Source organism: Dechloromonas hankyongensis (assembly GCF_022012295.1).
Classification (GTDB): Bacteria; Pseudomonadota; Gammaproteobacteria; order Burkholderiales; family Rhodocyclaceae; genus Azonexus; species Azonexus hankyongensis.
Genome location: NZ_JAKLTN010000007.1, coordinates 16,566 through 31,984, shown reverse-complemented (window position 1 = coordinate 31,984; position 15,419 = coordinate 16,566). Strand labels below are relative to the sequence as shown.

Below are 15,419 nucleotides of genomic sequence, written 5' to 3'. Positions count from 1 at the left end.
ATTGGCCACTCTTTCGCATCCTTCTGCTCCTCGCCGTGGAATTGCTCGCCCTGCAGTCCGCTCGGGCCGGCACCCTGAGCCGGGACGAGATACAGCGCCGTTTCGGCGTGCCCTATCAGGTGGAGGAAAAGCTCACCGACGTTCCGGCCTGGCCGGTGACCAGTTCGCTGGAGAAGGAAGTCGGACCGGTCGCCTATGCCTTCGAATCGATCGATATTGCACCGCTACCCGGATTCGAAGGGTCGCCGATGAATTTCCTGATCACCATCGACCGCAAGGGCAACTTCATGGGGGTGGAAATCCTGCAGCAGCGCGAGCCGGTATTCACCTTCCGCGATCTCGGCGGACTGGGCGATACGCCGCTCCGCGAGTTCATCGCGCAATACGCCGGCAAAAGCATCAACCAGCCCTTCGTCATCGCCCTGGATGCCGCGCGCAACCATACCGGCATGACCGCCAACCGCGGCACGCATGCCACGCTGGACGGCATTTCCAAGGCCACCACCTCGGTGCGCATCATCCACCAGACCGTGCTGACTTCGGCCCTGGAGGTCGCTCGCGCCAGGCTGGGTTTTGCCGACCGCACAAAACGCGGCCCGCCGGGCAAGCCGCTGCCTGAGGTCTTCGAGCGGCCGAGCTTTGCCCAGATGCTCGACCGCGGCATGGTCGGCCGGCTGCGCCTGAGCAACCGGGACGTCGAAAAACTGTTTGCCGGCACCGAGGGAGCCAACGCCGATGAGGAAGCGCTGGCCCATCCCGACGAGCTTTACGTGGACCTGTACGTCGCCTATCTCAATGCGCCGACCATCGGCCGCGCCATCCTCGGGGACGAGCAATACCAGGCGGCCATGGAGCGCAATTTCGACAACCGGCACCTGTGGTGGATCGCGTCGGCCGGCCGTTTCCGGATTGTCGATGACGATTTCACGCCGGGCACCCAGTCGCCCCGCGTCGCCATGGCGCAGGACGGTGGTTTCCTCGACTTTCGTGACCAGGGCTTCGATCCGGTCGGCATCGCCGGTGCGCCGGAACTGAATTCATCGCGCCTGTTCGGCGTGGCGGCCGATGCCAATATCGATCCCGCCCAGGCGCTGGACATCGTCCTGACCGTAACCCGGGCCAAGGGAATGATTCTGCCGACCCTGACCCACCAGCAGGTCAAGCTGGCCTACCAGCCGCCGAGCCAGTTGTTCGTCTATCCGCCGAAACCGCTGCCCGAATGGCTGCTCGCCTGGAAAAGCCGCTGGCCGGATCTGGCCATCATCAGCCTGTCGCTGCTGATGCTGAGCGTAGTGCTGGCCAAGCCGCGCTGGATATCGGTCAATCCACGGCGCTTGCGTAATTTCCGTCTGGCTTTCCTGGCCTACACGCTGGGTTATCTCGGCTGGTACGCCCAGGGCCAGTTGTCCATCGTGCAGATCACCGGGGCGGTCAAGACCCTGAAATCGGGTCTGGGCTTCAGCGCCTATCTGTACGATCCGGTGTCCCTGCTGCTGATCGGCTTTACGCTGGTCAGCTTCATCGCCTGGGGGCGCGGCACCTTCTGCGGCTGGCTCTGCCCGTTCGGCGCGTTGCAGGAATTTATCGGGCTGGTTGCGCGCAAGCTGCGCTTCCCGCAACTGAATATCAGGCCAAAGCTAGCCAAGCGGCTCGAATGGGGGCGCTATGCCGTGCTGGCCGCGCTGCTCCTCGCCGCCTTCTTCGCACCCGAAGTGGGTGTCAGCCTGAACGAAGTCGAACCGTTCAAGACCAGCATCACAGTCGCCTTCAACCGCGGCTGGCCCTACGTCGCCTACGCCCTGCTGTTGCTGGCTGCTGGTGCGTTCTACTACAAGTTCTTCTGCCGCTTCATCTGCCCACTCGGCGCCGTGATGTCGCTCGGCGGCAAGCTGCGGCGTCCGGACTGGCTGACCCGGCGCAGCGAATGCGGCAAACCTTGCCAGCGTTGCAAGGTGGTCTGCAACTACGACGCCATCGAGCCGAGCGGTGAAATCCGCTACGACGCCTGCTTCCAGTGCCTGGATTGCGTCGGCGTCTTTCACGACGCACAGCGCTGCGTTCCGGTCATGCTCTACGAAAAGAAGGGCAAGGTGCTGGTACCCAAGGTCCAGGGCGCTTGATGGAATCAGGGCCGGCTGCGGCTGGCTCTGATCATCCTGCCGGCAATCCGGAAAAGTCCGGATCGCCTTGTTCGAGGGACAGGCGAGTTCGCCGGTGATCAGCCCGGATGTTCCATGGCGCGTGCGGCAAAGACTTCCCGTGCCGCGAACAGGCCGTTCAGGGCGGCGGGAAAGCCGGCGTAGACGGCCATCTGCATGATGACCTCGACGATCTCATCCCGTGTGACGCCGACATTCAGCGCGCCGCCGATATGGACCTTCAATTGCGGCGCCGCATTGCCCATGGCGGTCAAGGCGGCGACCACGGCGATTTCGCGCGAGCGCAGGTCGAGGCCGGGGCGGGAGTAGATGTCCCCGAACGGGAATTCGATCAGGTAGCGCGCGAAATCGGGGGCGATATCGTGCAGGCTATCAATGACCCGGGTACCGGCCTCGCCATCGATTTCTTCAAGTTTGGCGAGCCCTCTGGCGTAACGTTCTTGCGGCATGTGCTTTCCCTTCTGCTGGCTGGTCATGCGCGAGGGAGTGTTCGACCTGCCGGTAATGCGCGATCTTGGCCTGCAGCACCTGTGCGGATTGCTGCAGGGTTTCGATCTGGGCCAGCAGCTGGTCCAGGTGTTCGTCGAGCATTGCCCGGCGAGCCCCCGTCGTGACATCCCCCTCGCTACGGAGCCTGGCGAATTCCTGCATGCCGGAGATCGACATGCCGGTAGCGCGCAGGCGCATCAGGAATCCAATCCATTCCAGATCGGCGCTGCGATAGCGACGTTGCCCGCCCGTGGCGCGGGCCACCGGCGCGATCAGTCCGATACGTTCGTAGTAGCGCAGCGTGTGGGCGGTGAGGCCGGTGCGCAGGGCCACGTCGTGGATGGTCAGGAAGGATTCCATGGGGAAGGACTCTAGAAGTTTGAGTGCACTCGAAGTCAACTGCTCTTTTTGTCAGCGTTGGCGCCAGGAGGGAACGAAGAGAAACCCCGTCAGTATTGCATGGTAGGAAAATGCTTTCCGGGTGCCACGCGGCCCCGGAAAGCAGGCCGGTGTCGCCGCTCAATGGGCCAGCAGGTCCTTCTCCATCCCGTCGATGCCGTCGGAGATGGCGTTCTTGACCAGATCGGCCACGGCCGCGCTGTCTTCGGGGGACGACTCGAAGTCGATGGTCCACGTGACGACGGCCTGCGCATCGTAGGAGTCGAAGACTTCCACGGTGCCCCGGTAGTGCGTGACCGGGAACGGCGATTCCGTGCGCAGATAGACCAGGCGTTGGTCGGCGTCGCTGACCTCTTCGATCAGGTCGGTGATCTTGCCGCCTTCCAGCGTCATGTGGCGATGCGCGCCGACGCCTGTGCCGTCGACCCGGCAGGTGTTGATGATCGGGAACCAGACGTCGAGCCGGTCGATGCCGCGGATGGCCTGCCACGCCTTGTCGGTGGGGACATTCAGTTTTTTGGTGATGGCTTGCTTGGTGTGCATGTGTTGCTCCGGTGTGGATTGAGGGTTGCTGCAAAAATGATTTTTGCATCGGCCTCAATCGCGGCACAGGGCAAAATGCCCGCCATTCCATGGGAGGCGGACCGACGTTGCACAGCCCGCCGCCGGCAGCCAGACCCCTAATCGATCAGCTTGAGTTTCATGGCCAGGCGGGCCAGTTCGATATCGGTCTTCACGCCGAGCTTGGCCTTGATCTGGTAGTGGCCGTTCTGCACGGTCTTCGGGCTGATGTTGAGGATGTTGCCGATTTCCTCGACGCCGAGGCCATCGAGCAGCAGGCGCAGGATTTCGAATTCGCGCGGGCTGAGTTCCTCGGCCGGGTTGCTTTCCCCCTGTAGCAGGCTCAGGGCCATTTCCGGCGCGATGTCCGGGCTCAACACCTTTTCGCGGCGGGCCACCTTGTACACTGCCTGGATCAGCACTTCCGTGCCGCTGCTCTTGGTCACGTAGCCGAGGGCGCCGGCGCGGATGGCCTGGGCGGCGAACAGCGGGTCGCGGTGCATGCTGAAGGCGAGGATGCGGGCGTCGGGCTGGCGCTGCAGGATGCGCCGGGTCAGTTCGATGCCACCCATGTTGGGCAGCGACAGATCGAGGATGATCAGGTCAGTCTCGATTTCGCGCAGCCGTTGCAGGGCTTCCTCGGCGGAGGCGGCTTCGGCCTCGATGTGCAGGTCGGCGCGCCGTTCGAGCAGGCGGCGATAGCCCTCGCGGACGACGGCGTGGTCATCGACGAGCAGGATGCGGATCATGCGAGTACTCCTTCGGTGGTCGCGCCCAGTCCGGGCAGCGGGAAACGGACGCTGACTAGTGTTCCCCGTCCAGGCGCCGGGCGGATGTCGAGGCTGCCGCCCAGGGCCAGCACCCGTTCCTCCATGCCCAGGCGGCCGAAGCCGGCCGGCTTGCCGGCGCTGTCCGGCGGCGGGCTGCCCTGGCCGTCATCGCGGATTTCCAGGGCGAGGCCGGCCGGCCCGCGTTGCAGCGTGACCGCGACATGCTCGGGCTGGCCGTGACGGACGGCATTGGTGACCGCCTCCTGGATGATGCGATAGACGCTGACGTTGATGTCGTCGGGCAGGCCGTCGAGATCAGCGTCGGCGGTGTAGGTGAAGCGGGTGTCGCGGCTGCGTCGATTCCAGCCGTCAATCAATTCCTGCAGGCTGGGGCCGAGCCCGAATTCCTCAAGGCCGATCGGGCGCAGGCGGTGCAGGATCTGCTGCAGGACTTCCATCATGTGCTCGGTGGTCTTGCTAATGGAGTCGGCGCAGGGGCGTAGTTCGGGCACGCCTTCATCGGCCAGTTCGCGGGCGAAGGCCGCCTCGGCGCTCAACGAGGCAAGGTACTGGCCGAATTCGTCGTGGAGTTCGCGCGCCAGGTGCTGGCGTTCCTCTTCGCGCGCCGACAGCAGCCGGTGGGCGAGGCGCTGCTGGCTGCGGATGGTGCCTTCCAGGCGGTCGGCCAGGTGATTGAAGCCCTGGCCGATATGGTTCAGTTCGATCAGCGCGAAGGCCGGCATGCGGGCGGCGAGATCGCCTTGCTCCATGCGGCTCAGGGTGTTCAGGATGGCGGCCGAAGGCGCCAGGGCATTGCGCACCGGGCGATAGACAAAGAAGCTGAGGAACAGGATCAGGACGCTGACCGCCAGCAGGTTGCCCAGCTTTTTCGCCAGTTCCAGCACTTCGCTGCCGTAATTGGGCGTGACCAGCAGTTCGCCGACCGTGATGCCGGGATATTGGCCGACGCTGCCGTAATACACCGCATCGCCGCCGATCACCCAGCGCATGACGTCCTGGAGCGCTTCCGGCACTGCGGTCGCCCGGGCGAAGCATTGGCGGTCGACGACATGGTCATAGATGTCGGTGAGCCCGATGCAGAAATTGAGTTGCTGGCCGATGGGTTTCACCACGTCCAGGTCGAGCCCGATATCGCCGAGCGTCCGGTTGTAGGACAGGCTGTTGCGCCGGATTTCGTCGGTGATCAGCTGGCGGATGGTGAAGCCGGTGCGCTGGATGTCTTCGCGCACCCGGTAACGGGTTTCGAGCAGGGTGACGGTAGCGCCCAGGAACAGCACGAACAGGGCGAAAAGGCCGACCCGGACGAGGAGATGGCGCTTGAGATCAAGGGGGCGCTGGTAAGGGGCGGCGAGCATGGGCAAACCGGGGAAGCTGTCGAAAGGTACGAAGCATGCCGCAAAAGCGCCGGGAATATTGCCCGACGTGTGGCTCGGGCTCCGCGGCGGCCGGCGTGCGGGCTATTCCGGTACGTACACCAGCGAGCCGTCCGCCATCCGGTAGGCGACGCCGGCCTTGACGCCCTTGCCCTGGCCGGCGGTGCCCGCCGCCTGGAAGCGCTGGATGGTCGCCCCGTCCTTGGTGACGATTTCCATATTTGGTTGCCCGGCATTGCGGATCAGCGTGATCTTGTCGCGGGTGAAGGGATTGAGCGGATTGTTGGCGATGCTCAGCAGCAGGGCGGCGATGATGACCAGGAAGACGTCGATCAGATTGACCACCGACAGGATCGGATCGTCGGCTTCGGAATCGTCGTGCAGTTTGAGCCTCATGGCTGGACTCCGGCATCCTGCTCGGCCAGCATCAGGTCGCTGGCGTACCAGCGGCGGCGGACGTGGGCGATGGCGTAGGTGATGGCCGACGCGATAAGCGCCAGGATGACCGCCGAGAAGGCCTGCATCAGGCTGTTGGCGATGTCGCTCAACTGGCCGTCGCCAAGGGCCTTGAGGGCAGGCCCCATGGGAATCATGGTGGCGACCAGGCCGAGCATGGGAGCGACCCGGGTGACGATGCGCACCACTTCCAGCCGGGTCACTGCCTCGGCTTCCAGGTCGGCGCTGCTCAGATGCGGCGCGGCGCGCTGCAGGGCGAGCAGTTCGAACGCTTCCGGCTGCCCGCGGCGGCGTTGCACGGCCTGCCAGCTGAAGGCGCCGAGGGCGTAGAAGGCGTACAGGAAGAGCCCGGCGATGGCGAGCATGACGGGAATCAGGAACAGCTGGCTGAGGCCGTACATCAAGCTTTCCAGCGAATGGCCGAGGGGCGGGGCGAAGGTGGGATTCATGGGCGTTGGCAGTCAGGAAAAGATCAACGGAAGGAGAGGGCGGCCTGGCCCGAGCGGGCGCTCCGCCGCTGGCGCAGGATGCCGGCGGCAAAGCTGACGAGCAGGAGTAGGCCGACGCCGAGCGAAGCCGGCGGAACAGCCGGCGGCGGCAAGGCGGCACGGCGTTCCAGCCGCTGGCCCTGGATGTCGGCCTCCGGCGGTGCCGGGTCGGCGGCCGGCGGCGGGGCGGTTTCCGGCATAGGCGCTGGTGTCGGCGCCGTGGCATGGGCAAGGCGGACGGCCGTCACCGCCTCGCCGGCCGGGGTAGCCTCCGCCTTCGGCCGCGGCAGGCTGGCGTTGTCGCCGGTCGGCGGGCCGGCCAGCGCGGCGGCGGTCGGGGTGCCGGCACCCATGCCGTTCAACTCCCGGTGGCCGGTGTGGTAGCCGGTCTTCAGGAATTCCTTGGCTTCTTCGCTGCCTTGTGCGGCGGCGGCCTGGAACCATTGCCGGGCGGCGGCCTCGTCCTTGGGCACGCCGCGCCCGAGGTGGAGCGCCGTGGCGTAGTGCATCTTGCCGATCGCCGCATAGGCCGGATCGTCGCTCTGCGCAGCCCGATGCAGCAGTTCGGCCGCCTGCACGGAGTCCTGGGCGATGCCGGCGCCGTCCTCGAGCAGCAGCGCCTTCCAGATCATGGCCCCGGCGTAGCCGGCGGCGATGCACTTGTCGAAAATCTTCAGGGCGTTTTCGTGGTCGCCGCATTTTTCGAGCAGATAGCCCTTGGCGCAGGTCACCATGCTGGCCGGTTGCTCGACGGCGTGTTGCAGGCTCAGGTCGCTGATGACGTGGTCGAGGTCGGCCGGATCGCCCGGGGTGGCGGCACTGCCGCAGAAATTGCCGGGGCTTGCCGCCGCGGCCGGATCGACGGCGGCCAGCGCCAGGAGCAGGCCGCCCGCCCAGGCGCGGCGGCGGAAGGTGGATGCGGAATTCATGGCGGTCTCGGGGGGATGGCGACCGGGACAGAGTAGCCAGCGGCGCGGCGGCCCGAATGAGCAAAGTCCACGCGCCTGGCCGGGCAATTTTCCCGACCCTTGTCAGCCGGCCGCTACGGCCGATTCAGCGTGGCGTGCCGGTCAGGCGGCAGGCAGGCGGAGGACGGCCAGACCGCCACCTGCCGCGTGGTTTTCGAATCCGGCATCGCCGCCATGCAGGCGGGCGACTTCGCGCACCAGGGCGAGGCCGAGGCCGGTGCTCTTGCGGCCGGTGGCCGGACGGGGCAGCGAATAGAAGCGGTCGAACAGCTGCGGTAGCGCGTAGTCGGGGGCGCCCTGGCCGCGGTCGCGGACGGTGAGGACGATATCGTCGTCCGCATCGGTGGCCGACAGTTCGATCAGGCCGCCTTCCGGCGAAAACTCGATGGCGTTGTCGAGCAGGTTGAGCACGGCCTGTTGCAGCAGGAAGGCGTCGCCGCGTAGTTGGGCTTGAGTGTCGACGGCGATGCGGCAGTCGAGTTGGCGGGCCTGCAGGGCCTGGCGGCGCAGTTCGACGCAGGTATCGAGCAGCGTGGGCGGGGCGATGGTGGTGATGCCTTCCGGCGACTGCAGCTGTTCGACGCGGGCCAGCATCAGCATGCGGTCGATGATGGCCTGCAGGCGTCGTGATTGTTCATGGATGCTGTCGGCGAAACGGCGGCGGTCGGCTTCCGGTGGATCGCCTTCGAGGATTTCGGCGGCGCCGATCACCGCGGTAAGCGGGCTTTTCATCTCGTGCGCCAGGTTCTGCACGTAGTGTTCGACGTACTGCTTGCCTTCCAGCTTCTCGCGCATGGCGGCCAGCGCCTGGGCCAGTTCGGACAGCTGGCGGCCGCCGCCGGTCGGCACCTCGGCCTTGCGCCCTTCGCTGACGGCGCGGGCATAGGCGCGCAGGCGGTGGATGGACCAGCTCAGCCAGCCCGTGAAGAAGAGGCCGATGGCGGCGCTGGCGGCAAGCAGCAGCAGGCCGGATTCCTTGACCCGGCGGGCGGCGCGCTCGACGTAAGGGGCCACCGAGGCCATCGGCTTGGCCAGCGACAGTACGCCGATCAGCTCGCCCTGCCAGAAGATGGGGGCGGCCACATGCATCACCGTCGACGCCGGATCGTAGGGGTCTTCGCGCGTCTGGCGGGCGCCGTATTCGCCGCGCAGGACGCGGGCGATGTCGCGCCATTGCGAGAAATCCTCGCCGATGGCCGCCTGCTTCGAGTCATAGACGACGATGCCGCGCGCATCGGTGACGTAGATGCGGAAATCGATGCTTTCCTTGTGCACGCCGGAAATGTCGGCCTGCGGGCTGCGCCGGATGGCGGCGCGCACCGCATCGGCGAAGGGTCCGTGTGCGATGCGGCCGGCCGACAGTTCCAGCGCGGCCATTTCGGCCAGCACATGGGCGGTATCGACCAGGGTTTCCTCGGTCGCCTGGCGGATGCCGGGCTCGGTTTCGCGATTGACCGTGTTGAGGACAAACCAGGCGGCCAGGCCGACGACCAGGAAATAGCCGAAAAAGAGGCGGACCGAAATGTTCATGGCGCGTCGGGCGTTACCACCAGCGCGGCACCGACGGCGATCTCGCCGCCCTCGACGACCATCGCCCGCAAGCCGCCGCAGCCGACCCAGCGGCGGATGACGGCCGCTGCCGGCAGCCTTTCGTCGGCCAGGGCGCGGCCCAGGCTGGAGCATGGTTCGCAGGTCTCGATGCCGCGCAGCGTCACGCTGCCGAGGGTGAAGGTACGGCCGACCAGGGCGTTGAGGCGGATGCCGCGGGTGATCAGGTTGCGCCGGGTGATTGCCAGGTCGGCAGGGCGGCCGAATTCGGCGCAGAAGCGCTCGATTTCCTCGGCTTCGACCAGCGTCAGGTTCTGGCCCGGCCAGTCGTTGTGGCCGAAATGGCGGTCGCCGACGATGCCGCGCTCGGATTCGACCCGGATGCGCGCGCATTCCTGCTGCGCGCCGCCCGGTTCGCGGCTGATGAAGATGCGTTCGACGCTCATCGCGGGCTGGGGGACATCAACCGGCCGCGATGCTGTAGCCGAGGCCGCGATGGGTGAGGACGACTTCCTCGTCGCGCACCGCCCGCAGCTTGCCGCGCAGGGTCTTGATGTGGGTGTCCACCGTACGCTCCAGGCTTTCGCCGCCGTCCTGCCAGACGCTTTCCATGATCTGCGGCCGGCTCAGGATGCGCCCGGGGCGTTCGAGGAGCAGGGCGAGCAGCAGGTATTCGTAGCGGGTCAGGTTCAGCCACTGGCCGCAGTAGGCGATGCGCAGGCCGGCGCGGTCGATGGCGAAGCGGGCGGTTTCGGCGGCCGGTGCGCTCGGCAACCGCGGTTCGGGATGCAGGCGGCGCAGGATGGCGCGAATCCGCGACGCCACCTCGCGCGGGCTGAAGGGCTTGGCGACATAGTCGTCGCCGCCCAGTTCGAGGCCGACGATGCGGTCCACCTCGTCGGAACGGGCGGTCAGGAAGAGCACCGGGATGTCGGAGGTCCGGCGCAGCGCCCGGCACACGTCGAAGCCGCTCATGTCGGGCAGGCCGACGTCGAGGACGACGAAGTCGATGCCGCCGGCGCCCAGCCGCTGCAAGGCTGCGCCGCCCAGCGTGCAGCTGTCGACGGCGAAGCCGTCGGCCCGCAGCGTGTAGGCCAGCGTGTCCGAGATGGCGGGCTCGTCGTCGACGATGAGAATCTTCATGGCCGTGATGGTAACCGAAACGGGTATCGGGGCACGGTCACCAAGCGCGATATCTGCTTGGAATATAAACGATTTTTCATGTGGTTTTCCCCAGCTTGCGGGCTGTTTCGGCGCATGGGATGATCACCGCGGAGGCGTTGCGTTCTGGTTTTGACGGGCCACGCATTCAGCATAAATTCAATAATGACAGCACCCCGGAGGAGATGGGTATGAACGGTATGTCTGCGTGGTGGGGCAGGGTTGGGCTGCAGTTGAAGCTCCAGCTGTTGATCCAGGGTTTCCTGATCCTTGCGCTGGTGGCCGCCCAGCAGTGGATCTTCCGCCTGTTCGAAGACCAGTTGCTGACCGCCGCCAAGGAGCGGGCACTGGCTGTCGCCGATGGCACCATCAATGGCCTCAATACCCTGATGATCATCAAGGCCGGGGCCGACGAAGTCATCAGCAACCAGAAAAGCCGCGCCCAGTTCATCGAGAAGATGGGTAAATCGGAAAGCGTCCTCGAAATGCGGGTGATCCGCGGCAAGGGAATCGATGACGAATTCGACGGCGGCCTGCCGCAGGAGCGTGCGGTCGACGACATGGACAAACGGGTCCTGGCTAGCGGCGTCACCGAGTCCCTGGTGATCAACAAGGGCGAAGAAACCTCGCTGCGCATGGTGTTGCCCTACATCGCCAAGAAGAATTTCCGCAGTATCAACTGCCTCGAGTGCCATGGCGTCGATGAAGGCACCGTGGTCGGTGCGGCCAGCGTGACCATCAACATCAAGGACGATCTGGCGACCATCAAGAAGATCAATACCGGGATGTGGGTCGGCCAGGGCATCCTGCAGGTTGTGCTGTTCTTCGTCATCGGCTTGATTGTCCGCCGCCTGCTCAGCCAGCTGGGCGGCGAACCGGCCTACGTCATCGATATCATCCGCCAGATCGCCGGCGGCAATCTTTCCGGCAATATCGTCACGCGCAGCAGCGACAGTAGCAGCCTGCTGTACACCACCAAGCAGATGCAGGGCAGCCTGAAGGGCATGATCGGGCGAATCCTGACCACCTCCGACCAGCTTGCGCAATCGGCACGCCAGTTGGCCTCGTCGTCGCAAAAGGTGCAACAGGCCTCGGAGCGGCAGGGCGATTCGTCGGCGGCCGTGGCTGCGTCCATCGAGCAAATGACGGTGTGCGTCGGCCAGATTTCCGAGAATGCGGCAGGGGCCCAGAAATACGCCTCGGAAACTGGATCGCTGGCCAAGGATGGCGCCCAGGCCGTGCAGGGCGTGATTGTCGAGATGGACAAGATATCGACGGCCGTCGCCACCTCGTCCGATGTCATCACCTCGCTCGGCGAGAAGTCGCATCAGATTTCCAACATCGTCATGGTGATCAAGGAAATCGCCGATCAGACCAATCTGCTGGCCCTCAACGCCGCCATCGAGGCAGCCCGGGCCGGCGAGCAAGGGCGCGGTTTCGCCGTGGTCGCCGACGAGGTCCGCAAGCTGGCCGAACGGACGACCCTGTCCACCCAGGAAATTGCCACGATGATCCAGTCGGTCCAAGGCGGCACCGACGATGCCGTTGCCGGCATGGCGCAGGGCAGTACCCTGGTCAGTGAGGGCGTCGAGATGGTCGGCGTGACCGGGGCGTCGATGGAAAAGATTCAGGAGGGCGTGCAGAAGGTTCTGGCGGCGGTGGACGACATCTCGTCGGCCCTCAAGGAGCAGAGTTCGGCCAGCCAGCTGATCGCGCGCAATGTCGAGAGCATTGCCGAGATGACTGAAGAGACGAGCACCGTGATCAAGGAAGTTTCGCTGTCCGCCGCCAATCTGGAACAACTGGCGGCCCATTTGAAGGCGACGGTCGGCGAGTTCAAACTCTGACCGGCCAGCGGCCCGCCTGCCACCGGGGGCCGGCCGCACCGGGCGGTGGCCGGATTTCCTTGCCCCGTGTCGGGTTAGGGTCGGCCGCCGGTTTCGGGTAAAATTGCTTTTTTATTCAAGCGGCACCCGCCGCGCCTGGCCCAGAACCGACCATGACCCAGAATACCTCCCTCTCCTACCGTGATGCCGGCGTCGATATCGATGCGGGCGATGCCCTTGTCGACCGCATCAAGCCGATGGCCAAGAAGACCCTGCGCGACGGCGTGCTGGGCGGCATCGGCGGCTTCGGCGCGTTGTTCGAAGTGCCCAAGCGCTACAAGGAGCCGGTGTTGGTGTCCGGTACCGACGGTGTCGGCACCAAGCTCAAGCTGGCCTTCGAGCTGAACCGCCACGACACGGTGGGCCAGGATCTGGTCGCCATGAGCGTCAACGACATCCTGGTGCTCGGCGCCGAGTCGCTGTTCTTCCTCGACTACTTCGCCTGCGGCAAGCTCGATGTCGATACCGCCGCGGCGGTTGTCGGCGGCATCGCCAAGGGTTGCGAACTGGCCGGCTGCGCGCTGATCGGCGGCGAAACAGCCGAAATGCCGGGCATGTACCCGGCCGGCGAATACGACCTGGCCGGCTTTGCCGTCGGCGTCGTCGAAAAATCCAAGGCAATCGACGGCAAGAGCATCCAGCCGGGCGACGTCGTCCTCGGCCTGGCTTCCTCCGGCGCCCATTCCAACGGCTACTCGCTGGTGCGCAAGATCATCGAACGCTCCAATCCGGACATGAACGCCCCGTTCGACGGCGAGCGCAGCCTGGCCGACGTGGTCATGGCGCCGACCCGCATTTACGTCAAGCAAGTGCTGGCCACCCTGGAAAAGGTCGCCATCAAGGGCATGGCTCACATCACCGGCGGCGGCCTGCTCGAGAACGTGCCGCGCGTCCTGCCGGAAAACACCGTCGCCGAGATCCAGAAGGCCGCCTGGCCGCGTCCCAAGCTGTTCGACTGGATGCAGAAGGAAGGCAATGTTGCCGAGAAGGAAATGCACCGCACCTTCAACTGCGGTATCGGCCTGGTCATCGTCGTTGCGGCCGCCGATGCGGAGGCCGCCATGGCCGAGCTGAAGGCGCAGGGCGAAGCGGTGTACAACATCGGCGTCATTCGGGCCCGCCAGGGTGACGAAGCGCAGACCGTCGTGGTCTGACATCACGCGGTGGGCTGCGGCATGTGCCTGCAGCCTGCTGTTGTGCCAAGTCCCGTCGACCGTTTGGGCGGCGGGCAAGAAAACATCGGCCAAGCCGGCATCCGCCCGGCACGCCAAGAAGGCGGTACGCAAACCTGCGTCTTCCGCCTTGCCGGCCAGCGAATTCGGGCCGGCCGATATTCTCGAAGATGATGGAAAAGGCCTGCACGGCCAGGCCAGTTTCTACGGCCACGGCTTCCAGGGGCGCAAGACTTCGACCGGCGAGCGCTATGACGTCAAGCAATTCTCCGCTGCCAGCAACCGTTTTCCCCTGGGTTCCCTGGTCGCCGTCCATCGGGTCGACAACGATCGCTGCGCCATCGTCAAGGTGAATGACCGCATGCACACCGCGCACCGCAAGCGGGTGATCGACGTGTCGCATGCGGTCGCCGAATACCTCGGCATGCTGCGGGCGGGCGTCGTTCTGGTGCGCGTGGCGCCCCTCAAGTCGAAAGCTTCGGCGCCCGACGCCTGTCAGGCGGCATTCGAGTCGCAGGAGCCCTGCGCCACCTGCGACAAGCCGGCACCGCGACTGCCCGACTTCCAGCCCATGGGGATGGGCGGCGCGGGCTGAGCGTTAGCGCTTAGCCGTTCAGAAAAGCGTCGGTACGCTCGGCAACCCGGTCGGCCAGCGCCGAATCGAGGCAGTCGTAGTTTTCGGCTTCGAAGGAGTTGGTCAGCCAGGTGATCTGGCGCTTGGCCAGTTGACGCGTGGCGAAGACGCCCCGGTCGCGCATCTCGCCCTTGGGCATCAGACCATCCTGCGCTTCCCAGACCTGGCGGTAGCCGACGCAGCGCATTGAGGGCAGCCCCAGATCCAGGTTGTACTTGCTGCGCAGCCGGCGGACTTCCTCGTCCAGCCCGGCGAGCAGCATTTCGTCGAAGCGGTGGGCGATGCGTTCGTGCAGCGCGGCGCGGTCGGAGGGCAGCAGGCCGATGGACAGAAAATCGTAGGACGGCTTCTGGCTTTCGCTTTCGGCCAGCAGGTCGGACATCTTGCGGCCGCTCAGGGAGCAGATTTCGAGCGCGCGCTGCAGGCGCTGGCTGTCGGTCGGATGCAGGCGGGCGGCGGTTTCCGGGTCGATGGCGGCGAGTTTGGTGTGCATGGCTGGCCAGCCGTGGATGGCCGCCTCGGCATCGATGGCGGCACGCAGCGCGGCATCGGCCTGCGGCAGATCGGCCAGCCCGTGCAGCAGAGTACGGAAGTAGAGCATGGTGCCACCGACCAGCAGCGGGACCTTGCCGGCGGCCGTGATGTCGGCCATCGCAGCCAGCGCGTCGCGGCGAAATTGGGCGGCCGAGTAGCGCTGCTCAGGCGTGATCAGGTCGATCAGACGGTGCGGGTAGCGGGCCAGCGTGGCGCGATCCGGCTTGGCCGTGCCGACGTCCATGTCGATGAACACCTGCGCCGAATCGACGCTGATCAGCTCGACCGGAAAACGGTCGGCCAGGGCCATGGCCACGGCGGTCTTGCCGGAAGCGGTCGGCCCCATGACGAGGATGGCGGGCGGGTGGCGGGGGGAAGTCATGGCGGCGAATGCTATCACGCCAGGCGGGCGCCTAAACGTAAGCCCAGAGCCAATTGATCAGCCCGGCCAATAACGCCAGCCAGAGCGCCACGATGAAGACGGCGGCCGCTCGGCTGACCGGGCGTTCGGCGGCTTGCGCTGCCTTGGCTCTGGCTTCGGCGATGATTTCCGGCGGAGTCAGGCGGACGACCAGGGCAATGCCCAGTGGCAGCAACAGCAGGTCGTCGAGATAGCCGATGACCGGTATGAAATCCGGAATCAGGTCGATGGGGCTGAGCGCGTAGGCGGCAACGAGCAGTGCCAGCACCCGGACGAACCACGGCGTGCGCGGATCGCGGGCGGCAAAATAGACGGTCAGGGTCTGTTGCTTGAGCTGCCGGGCCCAGTGTTTCAACGTAGACGGCGGGCTCATCGGCGT

17 protein-coding genes are annotated in these 15,419 nt (G+C 65.8%); 4 read left to right on the top strand and 13 right to left on the bottom strand.

All coding sequences use genetic code 11. The features are described 5' to 3' along the window. Window positions 1-35 precede the first annotated feature (35 nt). Window positions 36-2,120 carry a 4Fe-4S binding protein gene (locus LZ012_RS18575; RefSeq protein ID WP_275712435.1) on the top strand — a complete coding sequence of 695 codons (2,085 nt, stop codon included), beginning with the start codon at window positions 36-38 and terminating at the stop codon, window positions 2,118-2,120. A gap of 98 nt (window positions 2,121-2,218) precedes the next feature. Here the strand turns inward: LZ012_RS18575 and LZ012_RS18570 are convergent, their stop codons facing one another. The 11 genes from LZ012_RS18570 to creB all read right to left on the bottom strand — a co-directional run bounded on the left by LZ012_RS18570 (window position 2,219) and on the right by creB (window position 10,375). Then, a complete protein-coding gene (locus tag LZ012_RS18570; RefSeq protein ID WP_275712434.1) occupies window positions 2,219-2,608 on the bottom strand; it encodes a carboxymuconolactone decarboxylase family protein in 390 nt (129 codons plus the stop codon). Beyond that, a complete protein-coding gene (locus LZ012_RS18565) occupies window positions 2,568-3,008 on the bottom strand; it encodes a MerR family transcriptional regulator (RefSeq protein WP_275712433.1) in 441 nt (146 codons plus the stop codon). The genes LZ012_RS18570 and LZ012_RS18565 overlap by 41 nt, the downstream gene beginning before the upstream one ends. Window positions 3,009-3,167: 159 nt before the next feature. Continuing rightward, entirely contained in the window at window positions 3,168-3,590 is a 423-nt protein-coding gene (locus LZ012_RS18560) for an SRPBCC family protein (RefSeq protein ID WP_275712432.1), read from the bottom strand. 137 nt (window positions 3,591-3,727) lie between these two features. Then, complete coding sequence (locus tag LZ012_RS18555) at window positions 3,728-4,357, bottom strand: response regulator (protein ID WP_275712431.1); 630 nt, start codon at window positions 4,355-4,357, stop codon at window positions 3,728-3,730. Continuing rightward, entirely contained in the window at window positions 4,354-5,754 is a 1,401-nt protein-coding gene (locus tag LZ012_RS18550) for a sensor histidine kinase (RefSeq protein WP_275712430.1), read from the bottom strand. The genes LZ012_RS18555 and LZ012_RS18550 overlap by 4 nt, the downstream gene beginning before the upstream one ends. A gap of 102 nt (window positions 5,755-5,856) precedes the next feature. Next, on the bottom strand, window positions 5,857-6,168 hold the full coding sequence (locus LZ012_RS18545; RefSeq protein WP_275712429.1) for a DUF2149 domain-containing protein: 312 nt from the start codon (window positions 6,166-6,168) through the stop codon (window positions 5,857-5,859). Continuing rightward, on the bottom strand, window positions 6,165-6,677 hold the full coding sequence (locus tag LZ012_RS18540) for a MotA/TolQ/ExbB proton channel family protein (RefSeq protein ID WP_275712428.1): 513 nt from the start codon (window positions 6,675-6,677) through the stop codon (window positions 6,165-6,167). Before LZ012_RS18540 ends, LZ012_RS18545 begins: the two co-directional genes overlap by 4 nt. A 23-nt stretch (window positions 6,678-6,700) precedes the next feature. Then, window positions 6,701-7,645 (bottom strand): tetratricopeptide repeat protein, encoded by a 945-nt coding sequence (locus LZ012_RS18535; RefSeq protein ID WP_275712427.1) that lies wholly within the window; start codon window positions 7,643-7,645, stop codon window positions 6,701-6,703. Window positions 7,646-7,786: 141 nt separating this feature from the next. Continuing rightward, complete coding sequence (gene creC / locus LZ012_RS18530; protein ID WP_275712426.1) at window positions 7,787-9,214, bottom strand: two-component system sensor histidine kinase CreC; 1,428 nt, start codon at window positions 9,212-9,214, stop codon at window positions 7,787-7,789. Beyond that, window positions 9,211-9,678, bottom strand: a complete 468-nt coding sequence (locus LZ012_RS18525) for an MOSC domain-containing protein (RefSeq protein WP_275712425.1) — start codon at window positions 9,676-9,678, stop codon at window positions 9,211-9,213. Before LZ012_RS18525 ends, creC begins: the two co-directional genes overlap by 4 nt. Window positions 9,679-9,694: 16 nt before the next feature. Next, on the bottom strand, window positions 9,695-10,375 hold the full coding sequence (gene creB / locus LZ012_RS18520; RefSeq protein ID WP_275712424.1) for a two-component system response regulator CreB: 681 nt from the start codon (window positions 10,373-10,375) through the stop codon (window positions 9,695-9,697). 209 nt (window positions 10,376-10,584) lie between these two features. On the opposite strand from creB, the gene LZ012_RS18515 reads away from it, so the two are divergent. From LZ012_RS18515 to LZ012_RS18505, 3 genes are all read left to right on the top strand, one after another. Further along, complete coding sequence (locus LZ012_RS18515; protein ID WP_275712423.1) at window positions 10,585-12,240, top strand: methyl-accepting chemotaxis protein; 1,656 nt, start codon at window positions 10,585-10,587, stop codon at window positions 12,238-12,240. 152 nt (window positions 12,241-12,392) lie between these two features. Continuing rightward, entirely contained in the window at window positions 12,393-13,433 is a 1,041-nt protein-coding gene (gene purM, locus LZ012_RS18510; RefSeq protein WP_275712422.1) for a phosphoribosylformylglycinamidine cyclo-ligase, read from the top strand. Between the two features lie 40 nt (window positions 13,434-13,473). Further along, a complete protein-coding gene (locus LZ012_RS18505) occupies window positions 13,474-14,046 on the top strand; it encodes a septal ring lytic transglycosylase RlpA family protein (protein WP_275712420.1) in 573 nt (190 codons plus the stop codon). Between the two features lie 10 nt (window positions 14,047-14,056). On the opposite strand, the gene miaA is transcribed toward LZ012_RS18505, so the two are convergent. Beyond that, on the bottom strand, window positions 14,057-15,001 hold the full coding sequence (gene miaA, locus LZ012_RS18500; RefSeq protein WP_275712419.1) for a tRNA (adenosine(37)-N6)-dimethylallyltransferase MiaA: 945 nt from the start codon (window positions 14,999-15,001) through the stop codon (window positions 14,057-14,059). 31 nt (window positions 15,002-15,032) lie between these two features. Next, the gene (locus LZ012_RS18495) at window positions 15,033-15,413 is read right to left on the bottom strand and encodes a YkvA family protein (RefSeq protein ID WP_420839554.1); all 381 of its coding nucleotides are present in this window, start codon (window positions 15,411-15,413) and stop codon (window positions 15,033-15,035) included. Window positions 15,414-15,419: the final 6 nt, after the last annotated feature.